Genomic DNA, 24,627 nt, shown 5'->3' on the forward strand with positions numbered 1-24,627 from the left:
TCATCACAATAGATTTTTCAATAAACCTTTCACAGCTGGGTTTTTCTGCAATTGCTTTTCTATTTCTCCATCTAGCTTATCTTGCAACTTATCTTTTTGCTTATCGAGCTCTTTACGTGCTTTTTCCTTAATCGCTTGCTCAGCCAAACCCGCAATCACTTGCCCTAATTGATCTGAATCTAAACGACATAACCCATCCGTTTTTTCCAATGAACCTTCACAAATTAACGGAATTGGAATACCTTTGAAGCGCTCATTAATCTGACAAGCAGGATCAGGATTAATGGAATGATCACCAGTTAATACAGCATTCATACGATAATTAATTGCCATGCGATTCAAATTCACATCACCTTTACCATTTATCGCTAAACCTGGTACCAACATTTGTAATGGATCATTCGTCACAACACCATTTTTAATTATAATTTTGCCAGAGAGCTTTTGGAAATCAGTATAATTTCGATTGAATGAACCTGTTAAAGGTTTTTGGTTTAACAAAGCAATACCTTGGCACATGAGCTTTTCATAATTCAAGTTATTCACTCGGCCTTGTGCCAAATCAAAACTGGCATCGCCATTCAGATTTGCAATCACTTGATTTTGTAATCGCCCAGAAGTTGTGATGCCAAACTGAGCATTCAAAATACCTTCAACGTTGATATTTTTATGATTTTGATTCAAGCGTGATAATAAAAAATCACTATCAATATAATCTTTCAAAGAAATTTGTGGCAAAACTTTCGTTAAATCAATCTTCTGGATTTTGCCATTAAAGATAACTTTTGGCGTTTTCTGGCCTTTCAACGAACCACTGAATAATAAATTACCACCATAAATATTGGTTGATAATTGATCCAACACTGCATCACCATTTTTGAGTGAACCTTTCACACGATTGTTTGCCAATTGTAATTGGTCTAATATTAAGCGCTCCCACTGAATATCCGCAATCACATTAATTGTTTTTGGCAATACAGGAATTAACTCAGGATTAGTTGGCTCTTTTGTTTTAGGATGGGCTTTGGCCGTCTCTTGGCTTGTATTAGTTACTTGTTTTTTAGGTGGCAAATAATGGTTCAATATTAATTGATCACCTTTTAAAGCAACTGCAATTGTTGGCACTTTATCTAAAGCTATTGCACCTGAACCTTTGACTTTTGTATCATCAAAAGCAATCTCAATAGGATTGATATCAATATTTTTCAGGTTGCCATTGACACTCATCTTAATAGAAGCTTTTTGTAATGCTGTTTTAGACTCAAATTGTGGCAACTCAATCTTCAATTGGTTCAACAATGCTTTCAAATTAAAAGTATTCGTTGCAATATTGCTCGCAAATTTCAATTGATCATTGGAATATTTTTCAACTATTACATTGCCTGTTACAGCTAAATCATCCATTGATAATTTCAACTGATCCATATTCAGTAACTCTTTCTTCAAATCAGCTTTCACTAAACTTTGAATCTGTAAATTATCCACAGCAAAATCTTGAACTTTCCCACTGCTTTGAATGGATAAATTAGACAATTGTAACAACTGTGCATTGAGATCCATATCCACAATCGTTGATAACTCAGTTAATAACTGAACATCATCAATTTTGATATCATTCTTCAATTTCAAATCACGCATTTGTAGACGTTTCTCTACAGAATTAAAGTCAATAATAGTGGATGCTTCGACCTGCCCTTCTACTTTGGGATTAAATAACAAGTAACCGCTATTGAATGCAACAGAAACTGGCTGATTCAATATTACTTCACCAGTCATTACATTCAAATTTTTCAACGCCAATGCCTGATTCTTTTGTGCATCTTTATAGATAAAATTCGCATTTTTAATGCCGATGCTTTTCACATATAAATTTGGGGTGGGCTTTGTATTAGAATTTTCTGATTGATTTGTCTCTGCCTCAGCTTTCTCCTCTGTTGTTTGTACTTTTTTAGGCAATGACCAATTTGTATTGCCATTAGCATCTTTCAACAATGAAACAGACAAGCCTTCCATCACAACATCGTTGATATTGAGTTCTCGATTGAAAAGGCTTTTTAACAAAATAGATGCTTGTGCCAATTTAATATTGGCAATGGGAACTGTTGGTGTATTTGGGCTTGCTACAGAAATATTTTGTACTTTCAATCCCAACCAAGGATAAAAAGTCCATTCGATATCGCCATCGATGGTTAAAATAACATTGGCATTCTTTTGCACCAATTCTGTAATTTGTGGCTTAAATTGATTGGGATTGACAAACATTACAATCCCACCAATTGCTAAAGCAATAACGACAACGACCGTGAGAATCAAATAAACAAAAATTTTAATCAATTTTTTCATGGTAGTACCCAATGGATTCAATCATTAGGTTTTAGAATACAACAGTTTTTAATCTTGTGCTGTCTCTAATACGTTTCGCTTGCCGATATGATAAAAAAGCCCCAAAATCCCCACTGAGAAAAAAATTCCGAAACACACCATCAAAGTCACAATGGAAACTTCATAATAAGCTAGCGCGCCAAAGATAACCATCATTAAAATCATCACAAAATTCTCTGAGAAATTCTGTACTGCAACTGCTGTACCTGCACTTTCAAATAGCTTTCCACGTTCTTGCAATAATGCATTCATAGGAATCACAAACGTACCACCACAAGCACCAATTAAAATTAAGAAGATATAAACGCTGTAGATATTGGTTTGGAATGAGAAAATCGTTGCAATCACGCCCATTGCTAAACCTGCCCACAAGCACAACTTGATATTCTTCACGCTGATGAATAGTGACGCGATCAATGCACCAAAAACTATGCCAATACTCACAATAGCGCTCAACATTGCAACCATTTCTGTGCCACCATCCAATACAACACGCACCCAATCATTCAATAATAAGCGTAGAGTTGTTGCAGCCCCCCAAAATAGACTTGTACCTAAGATCGCAAAACGCGCTTGTTTATCACAAGCCAATTTCACTAAGATACTACCAAAGCTTTTCAACAATGCTTTAGGTGTAAAGCTATCTTTACGTACAGCCTGAATTTTAGGAATGAAAATATTAAACACAACTGCAACTGCATACATTCCACCAGCGAAAACAAATGCCATCACAATATTGCGCTCTGCTAATAATCCACCTAAATAAGCACCCAGTAATATAGCTAGGATTGTCGAGCCTTCAACCATACCATTCACTTTGACTAATAAACGTGTTGTCACTAATTCACCTAAAATACCAAACTTAGCTGGTGAATAAATTGCAGCGCCAACACCCACAATTGCATAACATAAGAATGGGCTTGCATCAAAGAATAATAAAGCAACGCCCAATAATTTCATGCCATTACCAATCATTAATACACGAGATTTAGGTTGGTTATCCGCAAATAATCCTACAACTGGCGCTAATAAAATGTATGAAATTAAGAAACATGCCTGCAATAAATAAGTACTTTCCTTCAATGCACCCAATTTATCCAAGAGCTCTAACAAGGCGAAGAAGAGCGCGTTATCAGCTAATGCTGAGAAAAACTGAGCATTAACAACGCTGATCACACCTTTATTGAATAATTTATCTGATGGCTCTCTTTTCATGAATTACACTTCCTGTGCCATTTTAGTCAAAGTCACGTAGTCAATTTTGCCTGATCCCAATAATGGAATGGTCACTAAAGTTCTCACATCACGTGCTACTGCTAATTCTGGCATACCTAAAGACTTAGCCATTGCCGCAACATCTGAACGGACAACATCTTTTTGAGTTGTGAATAATACGATCGCTTCACCTTTACTTGGATCTTTACGAACAACGGCTGCGTGATCATCTTCTGCATATACTGCTTTGAATAAGCGCTCTGTTGTTTCTAATGTCACCATTTCACCTGCAATTTTTGCAAAGCGCTTTACGCGGCCTTTGATCGCCATATAACCATCATTATCAATCGCAACCACATCACCTGTATCGTACCAACCTTTTTCACCATTATATTCTGATGGTACTAATTGCCCAGGGCGATCATAGAACAAATAACCTTTCATCACGTTTTTACCCTTAACAACCAACTTTCCTCCTTCAGCAATACCATCAATTTTTTCTAATTCATAATCCATACCAGGTAAAATGCGGCCAATACTGTGATCTTTATAGCTCATTGGCACGTTGATAGAGATAACAGGTGAGCATTCTGTCGCACCATAACCTTCCAAAATGCGAATGCCAAATTTATCCATCCAAAGATCACGCACAGATTCTGATAAACGCTCTGCACCAGCAACTGTATAGCGCAATGTTGTGAAATCATAAGGATTCGCGTATTTTGCATAATTTTGTAAGAACGTTGATGTACCAAATAACACTGTTGCTTGAATGTCATAAACAATTTCTGGAATCACACGATAATGCAAGGGTGATGGATATAAGAATGTTTTACAACCTGCACGCAATGGCAAGATGACACCCGCTGTTAAACCAAAAGCATGAAAGATTGGTAGTGGACTCATAAACACATCTTTTGTTGTAAAATCTGCCACTGTGCATAATTGCTCTACATTGGTTAATAAAGAACGATTTGTGTGTACAACACCTTTGGGCTTACCTTCTGAACCTGATGTGAATAACACAACAGCTTCATCATCTGGGTTAGATTTTGGTAGGTATTTCTTAGGCATGAATTTAGCTTTCAATACCCACAATTTATCTTCTTTCGTAATTTGCTTACGTAAATCTTCCGCATAAACCCAATTAATTTCAGGGAATGCTTTCAGGAGATATTCTAATTTGCCTTTGTCTAAAAAAATGCGTGAAGTTAAAATCGTTTTCACTTCAGCTGCAGTGATAGCGGCAGACATACCATCAACACCCGCTGTATAATTCAATAGTGCTGATACACGTTTTGTTAAGTTTAAAGCCAAAACTGTCGCCATTGAACCAATTGCATTGGGTAACAATACACCCACTCTTTCATTTTCAGCTGTAAAGCGAGTAACAATTCTGCTGATGCCCAAAATTTTTGTGATGAATTGATCATATGTTTCAGGTTTACGTTGAATATCTTCAATACAATAAGCATCACCACCAAATCTTTGCTTTGATAACAAAACCGTGTCGAACAATGATGTAGGTTCAAAAATATTCACACGCATATCCATCATTAAATCATGTGTATATTTCGCTAAATATTGACGACGTTTTTTGCCAAATAAATCTTCTGGCACTGTAATATCTAACGGCGCGCCCATTGTAATTTTAATTGGTGTGAATAAACGTTGTTTAACTAATCCTTTTAAACGGCTCAAATATGTATATTCTGCGCCATCTAAAATAACAGGAATTAAAGGCACTTTTGCTTTATGTGCAATAAATGCAGCACCTTCATAAATCTTCATGAAGCTTCCTGTTAATGTAATGCGCCCTTCTGGGAAAATAACAATCGTACGGCCTTTTATGACTTCTTTTGTGAGCATTTTAATGGCCATAGGGTGCAATGGATCCACTGTCACATGATCGATCAACTTTAAAAAAGGTTTAAAATACCAACGATTTGCAATATCTGTATTCACAACAAATACTGGTTTTTGCGGTAAAAATGCACCGAGCAAAACACCATCTAAAAATGATTGATGATTACATACAATCACACCATGGGTTTTGGCTGCTTTTGCATCCAACTTTGTTTCTACATTAAAGAAGAATTTCAATAAAACCTTAAAGATCGTTCTCATGATTTAGTACCACTGCTTTTTATTAATGAACAACGTTTAGTTTATAGATTATTTTTAATTAATCAATGTTTATTTAAAAACACAATCAAATAAATATTTCTCTGCGTGCATACTCTAAAACATTTTGTTTATGAGGAACATTAGAAAATTTAATAAAAGGATATCACAGTCAATTATCATTATCTTTTTGAGTTGCGTATAATCCTGTGATAATACATATTTAAGGAAGGGTTTTAGATGTCATCCACCACTATTTCTTTGATCGTTGCCATCGCTGAAAATGGCACAATTGGAATTAACAATTCATTGCCGTGGCACCTTCCTGATGATTTAGCATTCTTCAAAAAAAATACTGTCAATAAACCCATCATCATGGGTAGAAAAACTTATGAATCGTTGGGTCGACCTTTACCAAAGCGCGATAATATTGTGATAAGCCGTCATCCTGCACCTGATAATTTACCTGAAAATGTTTTCTATTTTGATTCATTAGATAAAGCGATTGCTGCTTATCAACATGTACCAGAAGTGATGATCATTGGTGGCGCACAATTATATTGCTCAGCCTTACCATATATGAATAAGCTTTACCTCACAATTGTAGAAAGTGAAGTGGCTGGTGATACATTTTTACCTGAAGTTTTGGCTTTACCATTTTCGGATGCAAAAATTCTTCATACAGAAAATCATCCAGAAGATGAAAAACATAGCTATCCATTCAGATTCGAAATTTGGGAATTCCCTACGAAATCTTGATCAAAGTCGACATTTACAAACGTTTACTTCCTGCTAATACTGCAAAATTTGGCAATTTCGTTATAATTGTGCATTACATTTTATATTGAGTGAATTATGGCTGTTTCAACAAAAAAAGTGAGCTGGTATAAAAAATACGCAAGCTATAAATACTATATTCCTTTAGCAAACGCGATCATTCCCTACTGTTTTTGGGGAAGCTTAATCATTGTGATTATAGGATTGGCTTTAGGCTTAGGTTTTGCACCAGCTGATTACCAACAAGGAAACAGCTTTAGAATCATCTATATTCACGTGCCTGCTGCAATGTTATCCACATCACTTTATATGGCAATGGCTGTGACAAGCTTATGCTTCTTAGTATGGAAAGTAAAACTATTACCACTCGTTGCCCGCAGCATGGCAACAGTCGGCGCAGTATTAACATTGGTTTCGCTATTCACAGGTGCTGTTTGGGGCGCGCCAACATGGGGAACTTGGTGGGTTTGGGACATTCGCTTAACATCGCAATTATTACTTTTATTCTTCTACATTGGCTACATCGCATTTGATCATGCGATTGAAGACCGCCAAACGGCTGATATTTTCACATCCATTTTAGCTGTCATCGGCATTGCTGTTGCATTGCTGGTTAAACTTTCAGTGTACTTTTTCAATTCTCTACATCAAAAGAGCACACTTTTTGCATCCGGCGGGCCGAAAATTCCGATGGATATGTTGTTACCATTGATTTTAATGATCGTAGCTTACTCATTGTTTACGTCAGGTTACATTCTGAAAAAGAGCGTGAATCTAATCAATCGTGACAGAGTGATGAAACATTATCTAAATCAATAATTATATAGTGGGGGCGCTATGACGTTTGCATTTGGGAGCTTTGCAGAATTTCTGCAAATGGGAAAACATGGTCTCTATGTTTGGTTGAGTTACGGATTTTTCTTAATCTGTGTACTTGGTCTAATTATTCCGCTATTTAGCGAGAGTAAAAAGTTAAAACAAATTATGAAGCAGGAAGGAATTGAATAATGACACCAAAACAGAAACAACGTGGCATCATCGTTGTTGCATTAGTAGTGATCACACTTGCAGCAATCGGCTTACTCATTTATGCATCAAGAAGCGAATTGAACTACTACTATTCGCCCATTGAAGTAAAAGAAGGTAAAGCACCTTTAGAACGTTCGATCCGTATTGGTGGTTTAGTTGCACCAGGTTCAGTTGTGAAAAGTACAGAAACAATCGACATTGCGTTTGACATTATGGATGGTAAAGACCGCGTTCGTGTTACTTATGACAAAATGTTGCCTGATTTGTTCCGTGAAGGCCAAGGCGTAATCGCAACAGGGCTTTTAAAGGATCAAGATAATTTCGTTGCTACAGAAATTTTAGCGAAGCATGATGAAACATACATGCCACCTGAAGTGAAAGAATCTTTAGAAAAATCTGGCATTGTGATCGATGAAAATTCCAGACATCCTGGCTCACAGCCTTAATTGAGGAGCTAGCATGTTACCATTTGGCGAATTAGCACTTTATATTGCACTAGCAGCATCTCTATTGTTGCTATTCCTACCATTAGTAGGATTATCCACTCATAACATTAAACTCATGCAAACAGCAAAACCGCTGACAGCATGGGTTTTCTTTATGCTTCTAGTTTCATTCTTATGTTTAGGCTATGCCTTTTATGTGAATGATTTCAGTTACTCATACGTTTTCAAAAACTCCAATACACAACTCCCTGCAATCTTCAGATTCACAGCAATCTGGGGTAGCCATGAAGGTTCTGTATTGCTTTGGGTATTAACATTATCATTATGGATGTACGTTGCGACTCTGTTCATGCGTAAAGTGCCGATTGAATTGACAGCAACAACACTTGCAATTTTGGGTGCTATTTCTGCAGCATTCATTGCATTTGTCATCTTCACATCTAACCCATTCGATCGTATGTTAGATAATCTTGCTTTCGATGGTCGTGACTTAAATCCATTATTACAAGATGTTGGTTTAATCATCCACCCACCATTATTGTATATGGGCTATGTTGGTTTTGCGATTCCTTATGCTTTCGTATGTGCAATCTTAATCAATGGTTATATTGATCGTACAACTGTGCGTTGGTTGCGTCCTTGGGTGTTAGCAGCTTGGGGCTTTTTGACATTAGGTATCACTGTTGGTAGCTGGTGGGCTTATTATGAATTAGGCTGGGGCGGCTGGTGGTTCTGGGATCCTGTTGAAAACTCATCATTGATTCCTTGGATTTTATCTACAGCATTGCTTCACTCATTGATTACCACTGAAAAACGCCAAGTATTCTCTGTTTGGTCAGTGTTGATGGCAATCTTGTGTTTCTGCTTAAGCGTACTAGGGACATTCCTTGTTCGTTCAGGCGTATTAACATCAGTTCACTCATTTGCTGCTGACCCTCGCCGTGGTGCAATCATCTTGATGATTTTGGCAATGGTTGTGATCTTCGGTATCGCGCTCTTATTGTTCCGCTCAAGTCGTATTCGTCAACAATCTACAGTCGCTTTAGTGTCTAAAGAAACAGGCATCTTGTTGAATAACATCTTCTTATCCGTAGTGTGCTTCATTGTTGTTCTAGGCACATTGTACCCATTGATTGTTGATATGTTAGCCATCGGTAAAATCTCCGTGGGTCCGAACTTCTTCAATAAAACAGTGAATCCTTTAGCGATGATTTTATTAGTGATCATGGGTGTAACGCCAATGATTCGCTTTAAGAAAGATCAACTAAGCCGAATTAAGAAGCAATTAATTTTCATGGCAATTGCATCCTTGATCATGGGCCCATTATCTAATGCGCTTTATGTAATGTATGTGAATAACTTAAGCCATAATAATGAACCTGCCTTACCTTTAATCAATCCAATGGTAACGTTGGCATTGATCTTATGTTATTGGGTGTTCTTTGGCATCTTGGCTGAAATTGCACTACACAAACCTAAAAATGCAGGCTTTATTAAAGGCTTTTTCTCTCAATCATTATCTCGCGTTGCTATGAACTTAGGTCACTTTGGTACAGTTGTGATGATCATCGGTATCACAATGACAAGTTACTACAGCGTTGAAGCGGATCGTTTATTGCGTGTTGGCCAAACAGAAGCTGTACAAGGTTATGACTTTAAATTGGAAAACCTCCAAGACATTAAAGGACCAAACTATACAGCGACCAAAGGAACATTCACTGTCAGCTTCCAAGGTGAATTTTTACAAATGATGTACCCTGAAAAACGTGTTTACGCTGCAAGTGGCATGCCGATCAGTGAAGTTGCATTGCGTGCATCATTATTGGATGACTTATACATCGCATTATCAGAAGAGCGTCCGGGTCAAAGTTGGGCAATCCGTTTATATGTTAAACCTTTCATTCGTTGGATTTGGTTAGGCGGCATCATCATGGCTGTAGCAGCTGTGATCGCGATGTTCAGCTTACGTCGTCCTGAACGCTCTGAGAAATAAGGAGTTAATATGAAAAAACCTGTAATCGTAGGCATCACCATTGCTGTGTTAGTGGGCATTTTTGGCTTCTTCTTCACAACTTTGGGCAATGATCCAAGCAAACTGCCTTCACAATTAGAAGGGAAAGCTTTGCCTGAATTCACTGCCAATAAGCTTTCTGCACCGGGTAGCATTGCGCAAATTCTCACGAATGATGATATCAAAGGCCCTGCATTAGTGAATGTATGGGCAACTTGGTGCCCAACTTGTCGTGATGAGCACGAAACATTGAATGTGCTCAAAACACAAGGCGTGACTATTTATGGTGTGAACTATAAAGATGATCCCAAATTAGCTTATGAATGGCTCCAAAATCTTGGAAATCCTTATCTATTTAATTTTTTAGATATGAGCGGTGCTGTGGGTATTGAACTCGGCGTTTATGGCGCACCTGAAACATTCTTCGTGGACAAAAACAATGTGATCAAATATCGTCATGTAGGTGCAATCTTGCCTGACATTTGGAACAGCAAGTTGAAAGCGATTTATGAATCATTGGATACTGAAGGAGCACAACCATAATGAAAAAACTCTTAATGTTAGCGTTATTTTTAGGTGCTGTTGCGACTGCAAACGTGAATATCTATCCATTCAGTGATCAAGTAAGTGAAAAACGTTTCAACTCACTCATCACAGATTTACGTTGCCCAAAATGTCAAAACCAAAACTTAGCAGATTCGGATGCGCCTTTGGCGAAAGATTTAAAAGATCGTGTTTATACTATGATCAACGATGGCCGAAGTGATGGCGAAATTTTAACTTTTATGGTGGATCGCTACGGTGATTTCGTTTTATATACGCCACCTGTTAAACCCATCACTTGGTTCTTGTGGTTTGGTCCTGCCATCATTTTGATTGGCGTATTAGTCATCATCTTTGCTCGCCGTCGTAAACCTGCCGTTGAAACTGTCCAACCATTATCACAATCAGAAGCAGAGCAATTGGCTGAGCTGTTAAATAAAAAGGATACTCATCAATGATTTTCGCATCTTTCCTCCTTTTCGCGCTGACAATGTTGGTAATCTTTTACCCATTGACTCGCTCTCAATCAGCACAGCAAGAAGTCACATTGCAAGATCTCTATCAAAAGAACTATGTTGCAACAGAAAAGCGTCTTTCTGCTGAATTAAGTAGCGGCAAGTTAACGCAGGATGACTATGACATTCAAAATGCTGAAGCTGCACGTGATTTATTAAAAATCAACCAAAAAAATCGTACTAACCTTTCTAAACCTGCACGTTTATTGGTGGTATTGATTGCATTGCTCTTCCCTGTTTTAGCCATTGGCGGTTTTTGGGCATTTTCTTATACGCCGGAAACACGCACATTTGATGCAGAGCGTTCTCGCTTAATCAATGAATTCACAGAATGGCGTGAAGTGATCCCAACATCTGAGTTGGATTCATTGAATGGTATCTTAGCCATTGAACCGCAACCTCGTAATCCTGAGATCTTCAATGAATTGAAATACGGTTTCCCTGCTTTGTTCTTCATGAGCGCAAAAGATACACATGACAACATTCCAACGTTAAAATTATTGGGTAAATTGTTGTACGATGTGAAATGGCTCAGTGCTTCTCACGAAGTTTACACACGTGTTTTATCATTAACGCCAAATGATTTCATTGCTAACGCAATGGTGATCGACATTGAAATGCAAAGTGCTAACAATAAGATTACACCGGCAATTCAAGCGAAAATGGAACGTTTCTTCGCAATCTTCCCAAAAGAAACCTCTATGCGCGTGATGTATGCTCAAGCGCTGTATGACAATCAAATGATTGAAAAATCTGTAGAGCAATGGCGCATTTTACGTGAATTATTTGCACAAGACAGAGATCCTGCACGTAAAGAGCAAGTGCAACAAACATTGCAAGCAATTGATATGATCATCATGTCAGTTTCTCAGCAAGCGATGGAAACAGCACAAGTACGCAACTATGTGATCGATCTAAAAACATTTGCTGATTTAGATTGGAACCAATTATCTACACCATCAATCTTGACGTTGTATATGATTGATCAAGAAGATAATACTTCTGTGGCTTATAAAGAAGTATTGATCACGCCAAATATGCAATTCCCAACAGAATTATCATTGAATGACTTTGATCGCTTTGCTGATGTGAAAAGCCCAATCCGTAACTTTGAACATTTAGCAGTATTTGGTGAAATCACTAATGTTGAAAATGGTGAATCTGTTTATGTCACAGATCTATCTCAATTAACAAAAGGTGCTTATGAAAGTGCATTGATGTTTGAGCCAAACTCAGAAGATCACGCATTCTCTGAGCCTATGCAAAAAACTGTTGATTTAGTGAAAGCGAAAAAAGATCAACGCATCTTAGTGCAAGTAAATGCACCAAATGCTGATCTAAGCGCATGGCCGGATGATGCAACTTTAAGCTTATTCATCTCTCCTGCAGGTTCTCGCATGCCATTGGCAGCTAAGAAAATCCCATCAGCGAAGAACTTAACGTTCCCAATAACTGTTGAAATCACTGATGACAACAAATTAATGCAAGGCACACCAAGTTTATTCACGATGGATAATCTAGAAGTGGGCGGTCGTTTAAGCCAAGGTTCAGATGTTGTGGGTAAAGCAGGTGATATTGAAAGTGCTAAACAAGCAGTTTCACCGAGCAAAGCAAACGTGATTATTTTAGATCAAGTGCGTGAAGAATCTAAAGCTTCACCCATCATGGCTCAATAAATATGACATTTGCTGAATTTACTTTAGCCATTAAAGATGTCAGCGCGACGCGTAATTACCGCAAAGTTTTTACGCCTGTTTCGCTGACATTACAAAATGGCATGAGCCTTTATATCGAAGGTGAAAATGGCGCAGGAAAGACAACTTTCCTGCGCGTTATTGCGGGCTTAAACAATATCTATTTGGGCAATATTCTCTATAACAATGTTGATCGTCAAGAGCTTGCGCACACTTATAATCACAATATTCTCTATGTTGGGCATGCGCTTGGCTTAAAAGAAGATTTGACTGCCTTTGAAAACATTCATGCGATGCTCAAAATTCAAAATGTACAGCGTACAGATGAAGAGATCCGCACAGTGTTTGAAATGCTTTCCATTCCTGCACAAGATCGTGCCATCCGCTTTTTATCCGCAGGTCAAAGACGAAGAGTTGCACTGTCTCGTTTATGGTTAGAACCCAAAACCATTTGGATTCTCGATGAGCCATTTACAGCATTAGATAAGCGTTCTATTGAGATTTTAGAAGCCACCATCACAGAACATTATCAAAAAGGTGGCACAGTTATTTTCACTTCTCATCAAACGCCATCAGAAGGTGTGTATAATCATCACCATATTATTGAAAGCTATAGGAAAGAATGAGTGTATTCACTGCGATCATTCAACGTGATCTACAATTAGGCATGCGCCAACGCACAGAATTACTGACGCCCATGATCTTTTTCTTGATCGTTGTGAGTTTGTTTCCACTCGGTTTAGGGTTGGATAATGAAAAAGTCATGCGTGATGTTTCACCTGCCATTTTATGGATTGGTGCTCTATTGTCGAACATGTTGATCATGGATCGCTTATTCAAAAGTGATTATGATGATGGTTCTTTAGAGCAATTGATGCTATCAGGCTCGCCACTCGTTGTGGTTGTATTTGCCAAGATCATTGCACATTGGTGCTTAACTGCTGTGCCACTTATCATTGTTTCACCCATCTTGGGCTTAATGCTCTATTTTTCTGTGCCACAAGCACTAGAAACCACATTCCTTTTACTCATTGGCACACCAGTTTTAAGTTGCATTGGTGCCATTTGTACAGCTTTAACACTACAATTAAAACGTGCAGGCTTATTATTGAGTATCATTGCACTACCATTATTTTTACCTGTACTAATTTTTGGCGTACAGGCAACACTTCGCATCGTTGAAGGACATTCTGTGATCGGCTTTTATGCTGTATTTGCAGCCCTCGACTTGATCACGCTTGCCGTCGCCCCATTGATTACAGCTTTTGCACTACGCATTAGTCTTAACTAAATTTTCTTGAGTTTTACATGACAAAAAAAACAATACCATCCACCAACATGGAATATTCTGAACAATTGCCACCTTTGGTACATTCATGGATTTTAACCATTATTTTGGATTTAGGTGGCCATCGTGAATTTATCCATAAGGATTTTTTCAGTGATGATCAACTAGCTACAGCACTTTCATTGGATAAATGGATCAACCATAAGCCACCATTGAACCGTGCAGATATTTTAAAAACATTGCGCGAACAGCAAGAAAAACTCTTGGCTGATCCAACATTGTTCACAACAGCATATAATCATGATCTTCGCCACAACTTAGACAATCTCAAAACATTGATTGATCTCTCTGATGTGGAATGTACTTTATTAGAGTTCACATTGATCACGTACAATGAAACATTGTTGAACAATGCATTGGATTTATTGGGTGCGATTAGCTCAGATCAAATGTACCGCATTTTATCTGTACTCTTACAAAAAACACCGCAAGAAATTCGTACTGCATTTGCATCGGATGGCACATTAGCGCGCACAGGTTTAGTTCGCGTTCATCATGGCCCTTCTCTATTCTTCCGCGGCAAAGTGGATTTATTGTCTCGCAATTTTATTGAAGCGATGTTTTCACATGAAACAACGCCATACAATATCTTAAAAGATGTTGTTTCTAAATCTAAGCCAACAGAATTAACTTTAGATAATTTCGGTTACTTAAAAACTGAGTTATCTGTTTTAGTACCTTATTTACAGCATGCTTTGGACAATAATGAAAAAGGCGTGAATATCCTTGTATACGGCGAACCAGGCACAGGGAAAACAGAATTAGCACGCGTTTTGGTGGAATATTTTAAAGTTTCTGCTTATGAAGTGGTTTCTGAATCTATTCAAGGCGAAGGCGTAGAAAAAGGCGAACAGCGTTTATATGCTTATTTGGCTGCGCAAAACTTCTTCTGCAATCAAAAATCATTGATCATTTTTGATGAAATCGAAGATGTATTCTTTGATGCTTCATCAGAAGGTTTACCGAACTTCTCGAAAGCTTGGTTCAACCATATTTTGGAAACCAATAAAATCCCAACCATTTGGATTTGTAACGATACTTACGAAATCGACCCTGCCATCATTCGCCGTTTCGATTTCACATTCCATTTGGCTCCGCCACCAAAATCAGAACGCAAAGCAATGCTCGAATCAGCATTGAAATGTTCACTCAGCCCAAATACTTTGAATGCATTGGCATTATCGAAAGATTTAGTGCCTGCAATCATTGATCGCACTGCAAAAGTTCTCAATACTATCGAGAAATCATTGGATGTAAGCTACGATGAAGCTGCTGCTGCTATCATCAATGGCACTTTGAAAGCGCAAGGTAATGATGAAATTCGCATCGCTAAAATTGGTGGATTGAGCGAGATTTATAACCCTGCATTCACAAATACTGATAACAATTTGGCACTATTGGCTGAGCGTTTAAAAGTATTCAATGAAGCGCGCATCTGTTTATATGGTGCTTCGGGTACTGGTAAATCAGCATTTGCACATTACTTATCAGATTATCTCAACAAGCCTTTGCTCATCAAAAAAGTATCAGATTTAATGGATAAATATGTGGGCGAAACTGAGAAACAGATCGCAGCTGCATTCCATGAAGCAAATACAACAGGCTCAATCTTGTTAATGGATGAAGTGGATAGCTTCTTGCGTGATCGTCGCCATGCTCAGCAGAATTATGAAGTCACAATGGTGAACGAAATGCTGACGCAAATGGAAGAATTTTCAGGTATTTTCATCGCAACCACAAACTTGATGGATCACTTAGATCAAGCAATGCTCCGCCGTTTTGACTTTAAAGTGAAATTTAATTACTTAACATCAGAACAAGCTTGGTTGCTTTTCAATGAACAATGCCGTTATTTGGGCTTTAAAGAGATTGATCCTGCATTGGAAGAGAGCTTTAAAAAACTCACAAGCTTAGCGCCTGGTGACTTTGCGATTTCTGCCCGCCAAGCAAAATTGGGCGTGATCACAAAACCTGAAGAAATCATCGCACAGCTTGTTAAGGAAAATGACTTGAAACAAGCCAAAGGCACCACGATCGGGTTTGTGGCTGGCAAATAAGGAGTACTCAATGGCATCATTAGATTTTGAAAAAGAAAAAACAGCTTTTAGAGATTATTGGAATCAGCACAACAAAACTCTTGAGCAAGCTAAAGAAACTTTTGTAGTGATTATAAATTCACTCATTGCCAAAGATTTTCAAATATCAGCTATTTATGGAAGAGTTAAAGATAAAGAAGAGTCTATTAGAAAATTTGCTCATAAATACCAATCAAAATTAGAATCTGAAGGAAAACCATATGAAATAAAAGATCACATCACAGATCTAATTGGTTTACGCCTTGTAACTCTATATGAACCTGATGTTAAAAAAATTAAAGACTTGCTTTTAACGGAATTTAAAGTAATTGGTGTCACAGATAAAATCTCTAGTATGGAATCCAAGGAAGACTCTTTTGGCTATAAAGGATTACATGTTGACTTACAATTAAATAGCAAACGATCTGATATGTCAGAATATATTAATTATGCAGATTATACATTTGAACTACAAATTCGAACTATTATTCAAGACGCTTGGAGCGTCTTAGACCATAAAATAAAATATAAAAAAGCAATTCCTATAGAATTTAAACGACGTATTAATACATTAGCCGCTCTCTTTGAATTAGCAGACAGAGAATTTATGAGTATTAAAAATGATACTGAACTAATGGAGCAAAATATTAAAAAAGCTGCTTTAGAAGAAGAAAACTTATTAGATGCTTTCAACTTCCTCAAAGTTGTATCTGAACATTTTTCTGATTATGAATTTAAAGGTTTTAAAATAGATGGTTTTGTTGAGTCTATAATATCTACAGAGCCTATGACCGCAAAAGAGTTTAACACTATACTCTCAGATCAAAAATCAAAAATTGATTTATATAGTCATTATTTACAACAATCTTCTGATCCTCATACTATGAATCCATATACAGAAATTAGACATATGCTATATGTTTCAAATAAAGAAAAATTTTCAGATATTCTTTATAAAAAACAAAAAGATAACTTTGATCTATGGTTAAAAGATAACGATAAATCGTGACCATAAACCAAAAGCCCTCAACGAGGGCTTTTTTGTTGGATTTAGGCAGTCATTTTGGTGAGGAAATCTTGCATTCGATTGGCATTATATTTCACAAGATTACCTTGGTTTTTGATGTGCACAACATCCAAAAATTCCATTCGGCTGATCACATGGCTCACTAAATGTTCGCGTGCTCTATCCGTCATATCACGGGCTTTAAGCTGTGCACGAATTGAATTCCGTAAGCCTTCCAATTTCACAGGGCGAGAGCAGTCTTCGATCTTGTGAAGCATTCTGCACATTTTAATGAGCACAGAATCGAACTGTAATTCTTTATCACTGCGTGTTGTGCCTACACGCTTGGCTTTTTTATCAGGCGCACGATTCACTAGATTAATGATGGCATCGAAATCTTTATCATTGGAATAAATTTCAAAGCGATCATATTGCTCAAAGTAACAGCCGAGCATAAAAGTAATGCCAAAATCCGCAGAATTATTAGCTGTATCGCCCATTTTAATGAGCTCTAAGCGACCTTGTATCACAAAGTTGCTTAATGCAGTTAACCAATCTAGGGGAATTTTCACGCCAGTGTTGGCGTAGCAGATCACAACTTTATGATATTCTTTGAACTCTAGGATGAGCTCGGTGATCTTTGAGGGGCAGTTTTCAATATCTATGAACAGAATTGAGCGTTGAGAATTATCGGGTAAGTTAATAATTGTTTTATCTCGCATAGTTGCACTCCTTTGAAATGAAACTCACTTGATGCTATCAGTCTTTTTTGACAGTTTTTTGACAAAAAAAATTTTATTTTCATGCATAAAAAAAAGCGGCTTTCGCCGCTTCAAAAATAACTACCAAACTATCATTATTATAAGTGTCACTTTAGTTAGCCATAACAATTTTTTCAAGCGCACCTTCATTTTCCAACTTCTTGATTTTAGATGGACCGTAGAAAATAATCGCAATCAACACTATGCCCACATAACCTGCAATCGGATAGAAATAACCCATCAACTGAATGAAGCCCACAAAACTAATGCCATAACCAATAATCAACGTTACCAAAATAAATATGCGTGATTTCTGTGTTTCCATTGCAACATAGCGAGATATGAATACATAGAACATGCTCACAGCTGTACTATAGATCATCGCCAATGCAACCATGCTCAATGCTGAACTCAAATGTGGTGCATAAGTATTCATGATCTGTAATGAAGGCATTTGTGCCAATGTTTCAACAGTTGGTGCGATTGTTTTGATTTGTGCGAACAATGCAAAGTGACCCATTGCTAATACACCACCGATGATTAAACCGCCTAAAGCACCGCCTAGACGCGCAACTTTTGGATCTTTCTCTTCACCACCAATTACTAATGACATACCAACACCTGCAACAGTCATCATCGTTACGTGGTTAATCGCAGCCATCCACCAGTTTGGTAATGTATCTGGCAATGTTTTACCCACAGCAATCACGTAATCATTCAATTCTGCAAATGTTTCTGTTTGGTTGGATAAGCCTTGATAAATCATGATGGATAACAAGCCAATTAAGATAGGTGTAATCATACCAATCACTAAGATAATTTTACGTAAGCGCAACATTAAAGTACCGATCACCAACAATGTCATGATCAATGAGCCCTGCCAATAAGGCATGTTATATTGCTGTTGGAACAATGCGCCACTGCCTGATAACATGATGATACCAGTACCTAACATCATGATGATGATTAATACATCCACAAATTTACCAACTTTTTTACCGCCCACTAAATAAACTGCTTCTTTATAGTTTTTGGATTGTAAGCGCTGCCCTAAGCCTGTAACAAAGTAACCCACAATGCCATATAAAACTGTTGCAAGTAGTACACCTGTAGTACCATCTAATCCAAATGATGTGTAATAAAAGAATGGTTCCATGCCAGAGGCATTGCCCGCACCTACGACGACGCTCGCATAAGCAAAGCCGACGATTAAAATTTCTAAAAGCTTCTTCATTCCTATCCTCCTCAGCGGTGTTCTCTACTGATATTTTTTTGAGTTTCATACCATCAATTAGTGTGAAAACTTTAGGAAATCACTGCTAATCAACTGTTTTAAATGAAATCTATAAATCTTTTGACCTACATCAGGTTATTCGATCATCACTTTTTCATACCAAAAGTGTCAAAAGATATGAATTCAGAACTTTATGAATTTTTTTCCTAGCAATGCTAAGTCAAAGATTAATAAAGAATTTATGATTATCATTCCCAAAAGGAATAACTCTGTGCATATAGTTCGTTTGTCTAGATTCGTAGTAAAGCTGTAGGATCAAGCCATCTACTACGCAACAAAGGAAAATTGACATGGATATTTCAACAAAAGTATTAAACAAGTTAGGCATTTCAGATGCAGTATTGAATGGCGGTACACACGAAGTTCACAGCCCATTAGATGGCGCAGTGATCGCAAAACTTAAATTTATCGATGAAGCAGCAACAGATAAAATCATTGATGATGCACATGATGCATTTTTGGAATGGCGCACAGTACCTGCACCAATCCGCGGTGAATTGGTTCGTGTATTGGGTGAAGTATTGCGCGAGCATAAAGAAGATCTAGCAGCTGTTATCACTTTAGAAGCAGGTAAAATTCAATCAGAAGCATTGGGTGAAGTTCAAGAAATGATTGATATCTGTGACTTTGCAGTGGGTTTATCTCGCCAATTGTACGGCTTGACAATCGCTTCAGAGCGCCCTGGTCACCACATGCGTGAAACATGGCATCCTTTAGGTGTTGTGGGCGTAATCACAGCATTTAACTTCCCGATGGCTGTTTGGTCTTGGAACTCTGCATTGGCATTGATCTGTGGTAACCCTGTTGTTTGGAAACCTTCAGAAAAAACGCCTTTGACAGCATTGGCTTGCCAAGCAGTATTTGAAAAAGCAGTGGCACGTTTTGGTTCAGCACCAAAAAACTTATCACAATTAGTGATGGGTGCACGTAACTGCGGTAACGCAATCGTTGAAAACCACAAAGTAGCACTAGTAAGCGCAACAGGTAGTACTCGCATGGGTCGTGAAATCGGTCCTAAAGTTGCAGCACGCTTTGGTCGCTCTATCCTAGAATTGGGCGGTAACAACGCAATGATCTTAACTGAATCAGCAGATTTAGAATTAGCAGTTCGCGCAATTCTATTCAGTGCTGTAGGTACAGCAGGCCAACGTTGTACAACACTTCGTCGCTTGATCATTCACAAATCAGTGAAAGCACAAGTATTAGAGCGTTTGAAAGCATCTTACAACACTGTGCCTGTAGGTTCACCGCGTGATACAAGCAACCTAGTTGGACCATTAATTGATAAAGGTTCATTCGATGAAATGCAATCAGCATTGGCAAGAGCAAAAGCTTCTGGCGGTGTTGTTCACGGTGGCGAACGCGTATTAGCAGCTGAAATGCCAAATGCATACTACGTAAAACCTGCAATCGTTGAAATGCCTGAACAAAATGAAGTCGTGGAAACAGAAACATTCGCACCAATCCTTTATGTGATGGAATATGAAAACTTTGCAGATGCAATGGCGATGAACAACGATGTACCACAAGGCTTATCATCATGTATCTTCACAAATGATGTAAGAGAAGCAGAATTCTTCCAATCTGCTGCGGGTAGCGATTGTGGTATTGCAAACGTGAACATCGGTACAAGTGGCGCTGAAATTGGCGGTGCATTTGGTGGTGAAAAAGAAACTGGCGGTGGCCGTGAATCTGGTTCAGATTCTTGGAAAGGTTACATGCGTCGCCAAACTAACACGATCAACTATTCTCGTGAATTACCACTAGCGCAAGGCGTTAAATTCGATTAATGTAAATCTTCACAGACTGCGAAGAGTGATTGCTCCCCTGCGTTGCTCTTCGCTGTTCTGGCCATCTATTAAAGAGCTATATCAATAGCCGAATAATCAAAAACTACCGAGGAAACAATTGGATGATTAAAACATCCATCAGGAGGAGAGAATGCAAATCTCTATTAATCAACTACAGGAGCTTGTCGAGAAAATTTTAGATAGCAGAGGTTTTTCCAAACCTCAACGTGATGCTATTACTCAAAACCTCATCACAGCACAAGTTTCAGAATGTCATTCACATGGTGTATGGCGCTTATTAGAGTTAATTAAAAATCTAGATAAAGGGATGTTGAATCCAACTGCAATCCCTCAAATTACCCAAAATAAAGGCGCTGTTATTCGCGTAGATTGCCAAATGACAGCAGCACAATATGGTCATCAAGTTGGTATTCCATTACTGATCGAACGTGCAAAAGGGTTAGGCATCGCACTATTAGCCGTGAATCATTGCATCCACTTTTCAGCACTTTGGGTGGAATTAGAGGAATTAACCAAACATAATTTAGTTGGCTTAGCCATGACAACAAGCCATGCTTGGGTTGCACCACATGGTGGTACAATGCCTTTATTAGGCACTAACCCATTTGCATTTGCATGGCCTCGCACAAATATTGATCGCCCTTATATTTTTGACTTCGCAACGAGTGCAACAGCACGTGGTGAAATCCAACTGCATGCACGCAACAATACACAATTACCTAATGATGTCGCAATTGATGCCAATGGCAAACCAACCAATGATCCTAATGAAGCCCTAAAAGGCGCAATGCTTGCATTTGGTGGACACAAAGGTACTGCTATTTCCACAATGATCGAATTGATGGCTGGCCCATTGATCAATGACCTCACAAGCCAAGAATCACAGAAAGCAGCCAAAGATGGCGCAGCTTTACCGTATGGTGGTGAAATCATCATTGCGATTGATCCTGAAATTATTTTAGGTACAGACAGACAAAGTGCAGCACAACGCGCAGAAGATTACCTCAATCAATTCAGCCAAGCAGGTGTTCGTTTACCTTCCGAAAGACGTTTTGATGCTCGTGATCAAAACCGACAGCAAGGCACAATCAACATTGACGATACATTGATTGAAAATCTCAAAACATTGATTAGGAATTAAAAATGACAACTTCTCAACATGCATTTAAATATGAAAACCTATGGCACACATTAGTTGAAGATAAAGTTTCTTTCACACCACTTCAAAATAATGAAACAGTAGATGTTTGTATCGTTGGTGCAGGTTTCACAGGATTATCCGCAGCCATTCATTTAGCAGAACAAGGTAAATCTGTTGTGATTTTAGAAGCTCAACATGTGGCTTTCGGCGGTAGTGGTCGTAACGTTGGCTTAGTGAATGCAGGTACATGGAATAAGCCTGATTTCATGGTGGATATTCTCGGTAAAGAAATGGGTGAAAACTTAGTGGCAGCATTGGGTGATGCACCAAAGTTAGTATTCTCCATCATTCAAAAATATGGCATTGATGCACAGCAACAACAAGTTGGCACATTGCACATGGCTCACAGTGAAAAAGGTGTACCAGAATTACAAGATCGCTATGAACAATTAACACGCCGTGGTGCGCCTGTTGAGCTATTAACAGGTGCTCGCATGGAAGAATATTCTGGCAGTAAAAAAATTCCTGCAGCATTATTGGATCACCGCGCAGGTACTGTGAATCCATTTGCTTATGCAACTGGTTTAGCGAAAACAGCAGATAAATTGGGCGTAAAAATCTTTGAAAACTCTCCAGTGGCTTCTGTGAACTGTGAAAAGGCTGGTGAATGGGTTGTAACAGCATTGGGTCATACTGTTCGCGCTGAGAAAGTCATCATTGCTACAAATGCTTATGCAGAAGGTGAATTATCAGAATATCGTAAAGCAGTTTACAGTGGTTATTATTACCAAGTAGCTTCTGAGCCAATGGGTGAAGCTGGTGTAACTGTTCTACCTTATAAGCAAGGCTCTTGGGATACACGCTTAGTATTGAGTAGTATTCGTTTGGATAAAGATGGTCGCTTAATTTTAGGTAGTATGGGACGAGCACTCAATAAGCCTGATTGGTATCTCAAAACTTGGGCAGATCGCATTCAGCAACATTACTTCCCACAGCTTGGTACTAAAATGAATTGGCAATATAGCTGGTGTGGCCGCATTGGTTTTACTGATAACCATACACCAAAAGTATTTGAACCAGCACCAGGTTTAATTACAGCGATTGGTTATAATGGCCGTGGGATTACAACAGGCACATTGATCGGTAAATTGTTTGCAGATCATTTGACTGATCAAGAAATGGCACCGATTCCATTACCATTCTTCTCTTCTGTGGATCAATCTAAATGCAACTACTCACAGATGAAATCCCTCTTCATTGAATCAGGATTCACGATGTACCATTTAGGTCAATGCTTGAAAGTGATTCGTTGAATCACGTTAAAAGCACTTGAGTATCGATCTTCTCGCCGATGGCGAGAAGATCAAAATATAATAATCAGCGAGAAAATATTATTCTTCAGGTAAGTACTTTGGATCTTTGCCTAAATAATTCAAAATCCACTCACGAATAATTTTAACTTTAGGCTCAGCTGAATGGCTTTTGAGATAAGCCATATAATAAGAGCCAACACCCGTTAAACGATGGGAAGATGCTGGCACTAAGCACCCGTGTTTCAAATCTGCTTCCACTAAAATTTTTGGCACCAATGCCAAGCCACAGCCCGTTTTCGCAGCACTGATGCAAGATGACCAACGTTCAAATAACAATGATCGATAACCATCCGGATAAATTTGATTGAAGCGCTCAAAGAATTGATCCCAAGTATTTAAACGGGAGCGGCATTCAATCAAACGCGTATTAAAGTAAATATCAATTTCTGGCTTGCCTTTATTGCGCTCCAAAACTTCTGGATTGCACACAGGAATCATCTCTTCATCGAACAATTCAATGGATTCCATACCATGCCAACCGCCATAACCATAAACAAAAGCAACATCTACATCCACTTCGACTGGATCATACGGCATCATCTGCTCATAAAATGAGAGCTGCACATCGCCATAGTGTGCAGTAAAGCCTTTCAAGGCTTTCACCAACCAAGCAGAACATAATGATGGATGCGATGCAATGCGGATCACATCTTCAAATGTGCCGTAAGACAACATCTCCTTCGATGTTTCCTCGATCTTGTGCAAGATTGTATTCACATGGGCAAGATATGTGCTGCCTGCTGGGGATAATTCTAATTTCTGTCGGTTACGTACAAATAGCTGAACTTGTAGGCTACTTTCCAGTAAAGCCACTTGCTTACTGATGGCACTTTGCGTCAGATTCAATTCTGCTGCTGCTAAGGTAAAACTTAAGTGCTTAGCTGATACTTGGAAACACCGCATTGTATGCGTTGTTGGTAAATATAAACGACTCATCTTCTCCATTCCTCTTTTCCATTGCTGGATATTTTTATCTATCTTTGTTAAATAAATCTAACAAATTAATGCTTTTGCATGCAACATGTATAACATGGCTTTTAAACTATACGCAAATCGAAATATTTAGCATTGCAATAAATTTC

21 protein-coding genes are annotated in these 24,627 nt (G+C 38.2%); 15 read left to right on the forward strand and 6 right to left on the reverse strand.

Translation table 11 applies throughout. The features are described 5' to 3' along the window. Nucleotides 1-3: 3 nt before the first annotated feature. From BZK16_RS06025 to aas, 3 genes are read right to left on the reverse strand one after another with little or no spacing between them, the layout of a single operon-like run. Nucleotides 4-2,343, reverse strand: coding sequence for an AsmA family protein (locus tag BZK16_RS06025; RefSeq protein ID WP_077928003.1), 2,340 nt, complete (start codon nt 2,341-2,343; stop codon nt 4-6). 48 nt (nt 2,344-2,391) lie between these two features. Further along, nucleotides 2,392-3,597, reverse strand: a complete 1,206-nt coding sequence (gene lplT / locus BZK16_RS06030) for a lysophospholipid transporter LplT (RefSeq protein ID WP_077928004.1) — start codon at nt 3,595-3,597, stop codon at nt 2,392-2,394. Between the two features lie 3 nt (nt 3,598-3,600). Next, nucleotides 3,601-5,724 carry a bifunctional acyl-ACP--phospholipid O-acyltransferase/long-chain-fatty-acid--ACP ligase gene (gene aas / locus BZK16_RS06035; protein ID WP_077928005.1) on the reverse strand — a complete coding sequence of 708 codons (2,124 nt, stop codon included), beginning with the start codon at nt 5,722-5,724 and terminating at the stop codon, nt 3,601-3,603. A 237-nt stretch (nt 5,725-5,961) separates the two neighbouring features. Between aas and BZK16_RS06040 the strand changes: the two genes are divergently transcribed. The 12 genes from BZK16_RS06040 (at nt 5,962) to BZK16_RS06095 (ending at nt 17,168) form a co-directional block, all read left to right on the forward strand. Continuing rightward, nucleotides 5,962-6,480, forward strand: coding sequence for a dihydrofolate reductase (locus BZK16_RS06040; RefSeq protein WP_077928006.1), 519 nt, complete (start codon nt 5,962-5,964; stop codon nt 6,478-6,480). Nucleotides 6,481-6,576: 96 nt separating this feature from the next. Then, complete coding sequence (gene ccmC / locus BZK16_RS06045; RefSeq protein WP_077928007.1) at nt 6,577-7,317, forward strand: heme ABC transporter permease CcmC; 741 nt, start codon at nt 6,577-6,579, stop codon at nt 7,315-7,317. Between the two features lie 18 nt (nt 7,318-7,335). Next, nucleotides 7,336-7,506: a heme exporter protein CcmD gene (gene ccmD, locus BZK16_RS06050; RefSeq protein WP_077928008.1), complete on the forward strand. Its 171-nt coding sequence runs from the start codon at nt 7,336-7,338 to the stop codon at nt 7,504-7,506. Further along, nucleotides 7,506-7,973 (forward strand): cytochrome c maturation protein CcmE, encoded by a 468-nt coding sequence (ccmE, locus tag BZK16_RS06055; RefSeq protein WP_077928009.1) that lies wholly within the window; start codon nt 7,506-7,508, stop codon nt 7,971-7,973. The genes ccmD and ccmE overlap by 1 nt, the downstream gene beginning before the upstream one ends. Before the next feature lie 13 nt (nt 7,974-7,986). After that, nucleotides 7,987-9,966, forward strand: a complete 1,980-nt coding sequence (locus BZK16_RS06060) for a heme lyase CcmF/NrfE family subunit (protein ID WP_077928010.1) — start codon at nt 7,987-7,989, stop codon at nt 9,964-9,966. 9 nt (nt 9,967-9,975) lie between these two features. Continuing rightward, nucleotides 9,976-10,527, forward strand: coding sequence for a DsbE family thiol:disulfide interchange protein (locus tag BZK16_RS06065; protein WP_077928011.1), 552 nt, complete (start codon nt 9,976-9,978; stop codon nt 10,525-10,527). Then, the gene (locus BZK16_RS06070) at nt 10,527-10,985 is read left to right on the forward strand and encodes a cytochrome c-type biogenesis protein (protein WP_077928012.1); all 459 of its coding nucleotides are present in this window, start codon (nt 10,527-10,529) and stop codon (nt 10,983-10,985) included. The genes BZK16_RS06065 and BZK16_RS06070 overlap by 1 nt, the downstream gene beginning before the upstream one ends. Nucleotides 10,986-11,017: 32 nt before the next feature. After that, nucleotides 11,018-12,718, forward strand: a complete 1,701-nt coding sequence (gene ccmI / locus BZK16_RS06075) for a c-type cytochrome biogenesis protein CcmI (protein WP_233145211.1) — start codon at nt 11,018-11,020, stop codon at nt 12,716-12,718. Between the two features lie 2 nt (nt 12,719-12,720). Next, nucleotides 12,721-13,362, forward strand: a complete 642-nt coding sequence (gene ccmA, locus BZK16_RS06080; protein WP_077928014.1) for a cytochrome c biogenesis heme-transporting ATPase CcmA — start codon at nt 12,721-12,723, stop codon at nt 13,360-13,362. Next, on the forward strand, nt 13,359-14,027 hold the full coding sequence (gene ccmB, locus BZK16_RS06085) for a heme exporter protein CcmB (protein ID WP_077928015.1): 669 nt from the start codon (nt 13,359-13,361) through the stop codon (nt 14,025-14,027). The genes ccmA and ccmB overlap by 4 nt, the downstream gene beginning before the upstream one ends. 17 nt (nt 14,028-14,044) lie before the next feature. Then, complete coding sequence (locus BZK16_RS06090; RefSeq protein ID WP_077928016.1) at nt 14,045-16,141, forward strand: ATP-binding protein; 2,097 nt, start codon at nt 14,045-14,047, stop codon at nt 16,139-16,141. A 10-nt stretch (nt 16,142-16,151) separates the two neighbouring features. Then, the gene (locus BZK16_RS06095; RefSeq protein ID WP_077928017.1) at nt 16,152-17,168 is read left to right on the forward strand and encodes a GTP pyrophosphokinase; all 1,017 of its coding nucleotides are present in this window, start codon (nt 16,152-16,154) and stop codon (nt 17,166-17,168) included. Nucleotides 17,169-17,209: 41 nt separating this feature from the next. On the opposite strand, the gene BZK16_RS06100 is transcribed toward BZK16_RS06095, so the two are convergent. Together BZK16_RS06100 and BZK16_RS06105 are read right to left on the reverse strand one after the other, a co-directional pair. After that, the gene (locus BZK16_RS06100; protein WP_077928018.1) at nt 17,210-17,887 is read right to left on the reverse strand and encodes a PIN domain-containing protein; all 678 of its coding nucleotides are present in this window, start codon (nt 17,885-17,887) and stop codon (nt 17,210-17,212) included. Between the two features lie 151 nt (nt 17,888-18,038). Then, nucleotides 18,039-19,160, reverse strand: coding sequence for a YkvI family membrane protein (locus BZK16_RS06105; protein WP_077928019.1), 1,122 nt, complete (start codon nt 19,158-19,160; stop codon nt 18,039-18,041). Nucleotides 19,161-19,510: 350 nt separating this feature from the next. Here BZK16_RS06105 and amaB point away from each other — a divergent pair, with 350 nt between their 5' ends. The 3 genes from amaB to amaA all read left to right on the forward strand — a co-directional run bounded on the left by amaB (nt 19,511) and on the right by amaA (nt 23,485). Beyond that, entirely contained in the window at nt 19,511-21,010 is a 1,500-nt protein-coding gene (gene amaB / locus BZK16_RS06110; protein ID WP_077928020.1) for an L-piperidine-6-carboxylate dehydrogenase, read from the forward strand. 151 nt (nt 21,011-21,161) lie between these two features. After that, the gene (locus BZK16_RS06115; protein WP_077928021.1) at nt 21,162-22,172 is read left to right on the forward strand and encodes an Ldh family oxidoreductase; all 1,011 of its coding nucleotides are present in this window, start codon (nt 21,162-21,164) and stop codon (nt 22,170-22,172) included. Between the two features lie 2 nt (nt 22,173-22,174). Continuing rightward, the gene (gene amaA, locus BZK16_RS06120; protein WP_077928022.1) at nt 22,175-23,485 is read left to right on the forward strand and encodes an L-pipecolate oxidase; all 1,311 of its coding nucleotides are present in this window, start codon (nt 22,175-22,177) and stop codon (nt 23,483-23,485) included. Nucleotides 23,486-23,563: 78 nt separating this feature from the next. Here the strand turns inward: amaA and BZK16_RS06125 are convergent, their stop codons facing one another. Further along, nucleotides 23,564-24,481 (reverse strand): LysR substrate-binding domain-containing protein, encoded by a 918-nt coding sequence (locus BZK16_RS06125; protein ID WP_077928184.1) that lies wholly within the window; start codon nt 24,479-24,481, stop codon nt 23,564-23,566. Nucleotides 24,482-24,627: the final 146 nt, after the last annotated feature.

Origin of the sequence: Wohlfahrtiimonas populi (genome assembly GCF_002006795.1) — a bacterium.
Taxonomy (GTDB): Bacteria; Pseudomonadota; Gammaproteobacteria; order Cardiobacteriales; family Wohlfahrtiimonadaceae; genus Wohlfahrtiimonas; species Wohlfahrtiimonas populi.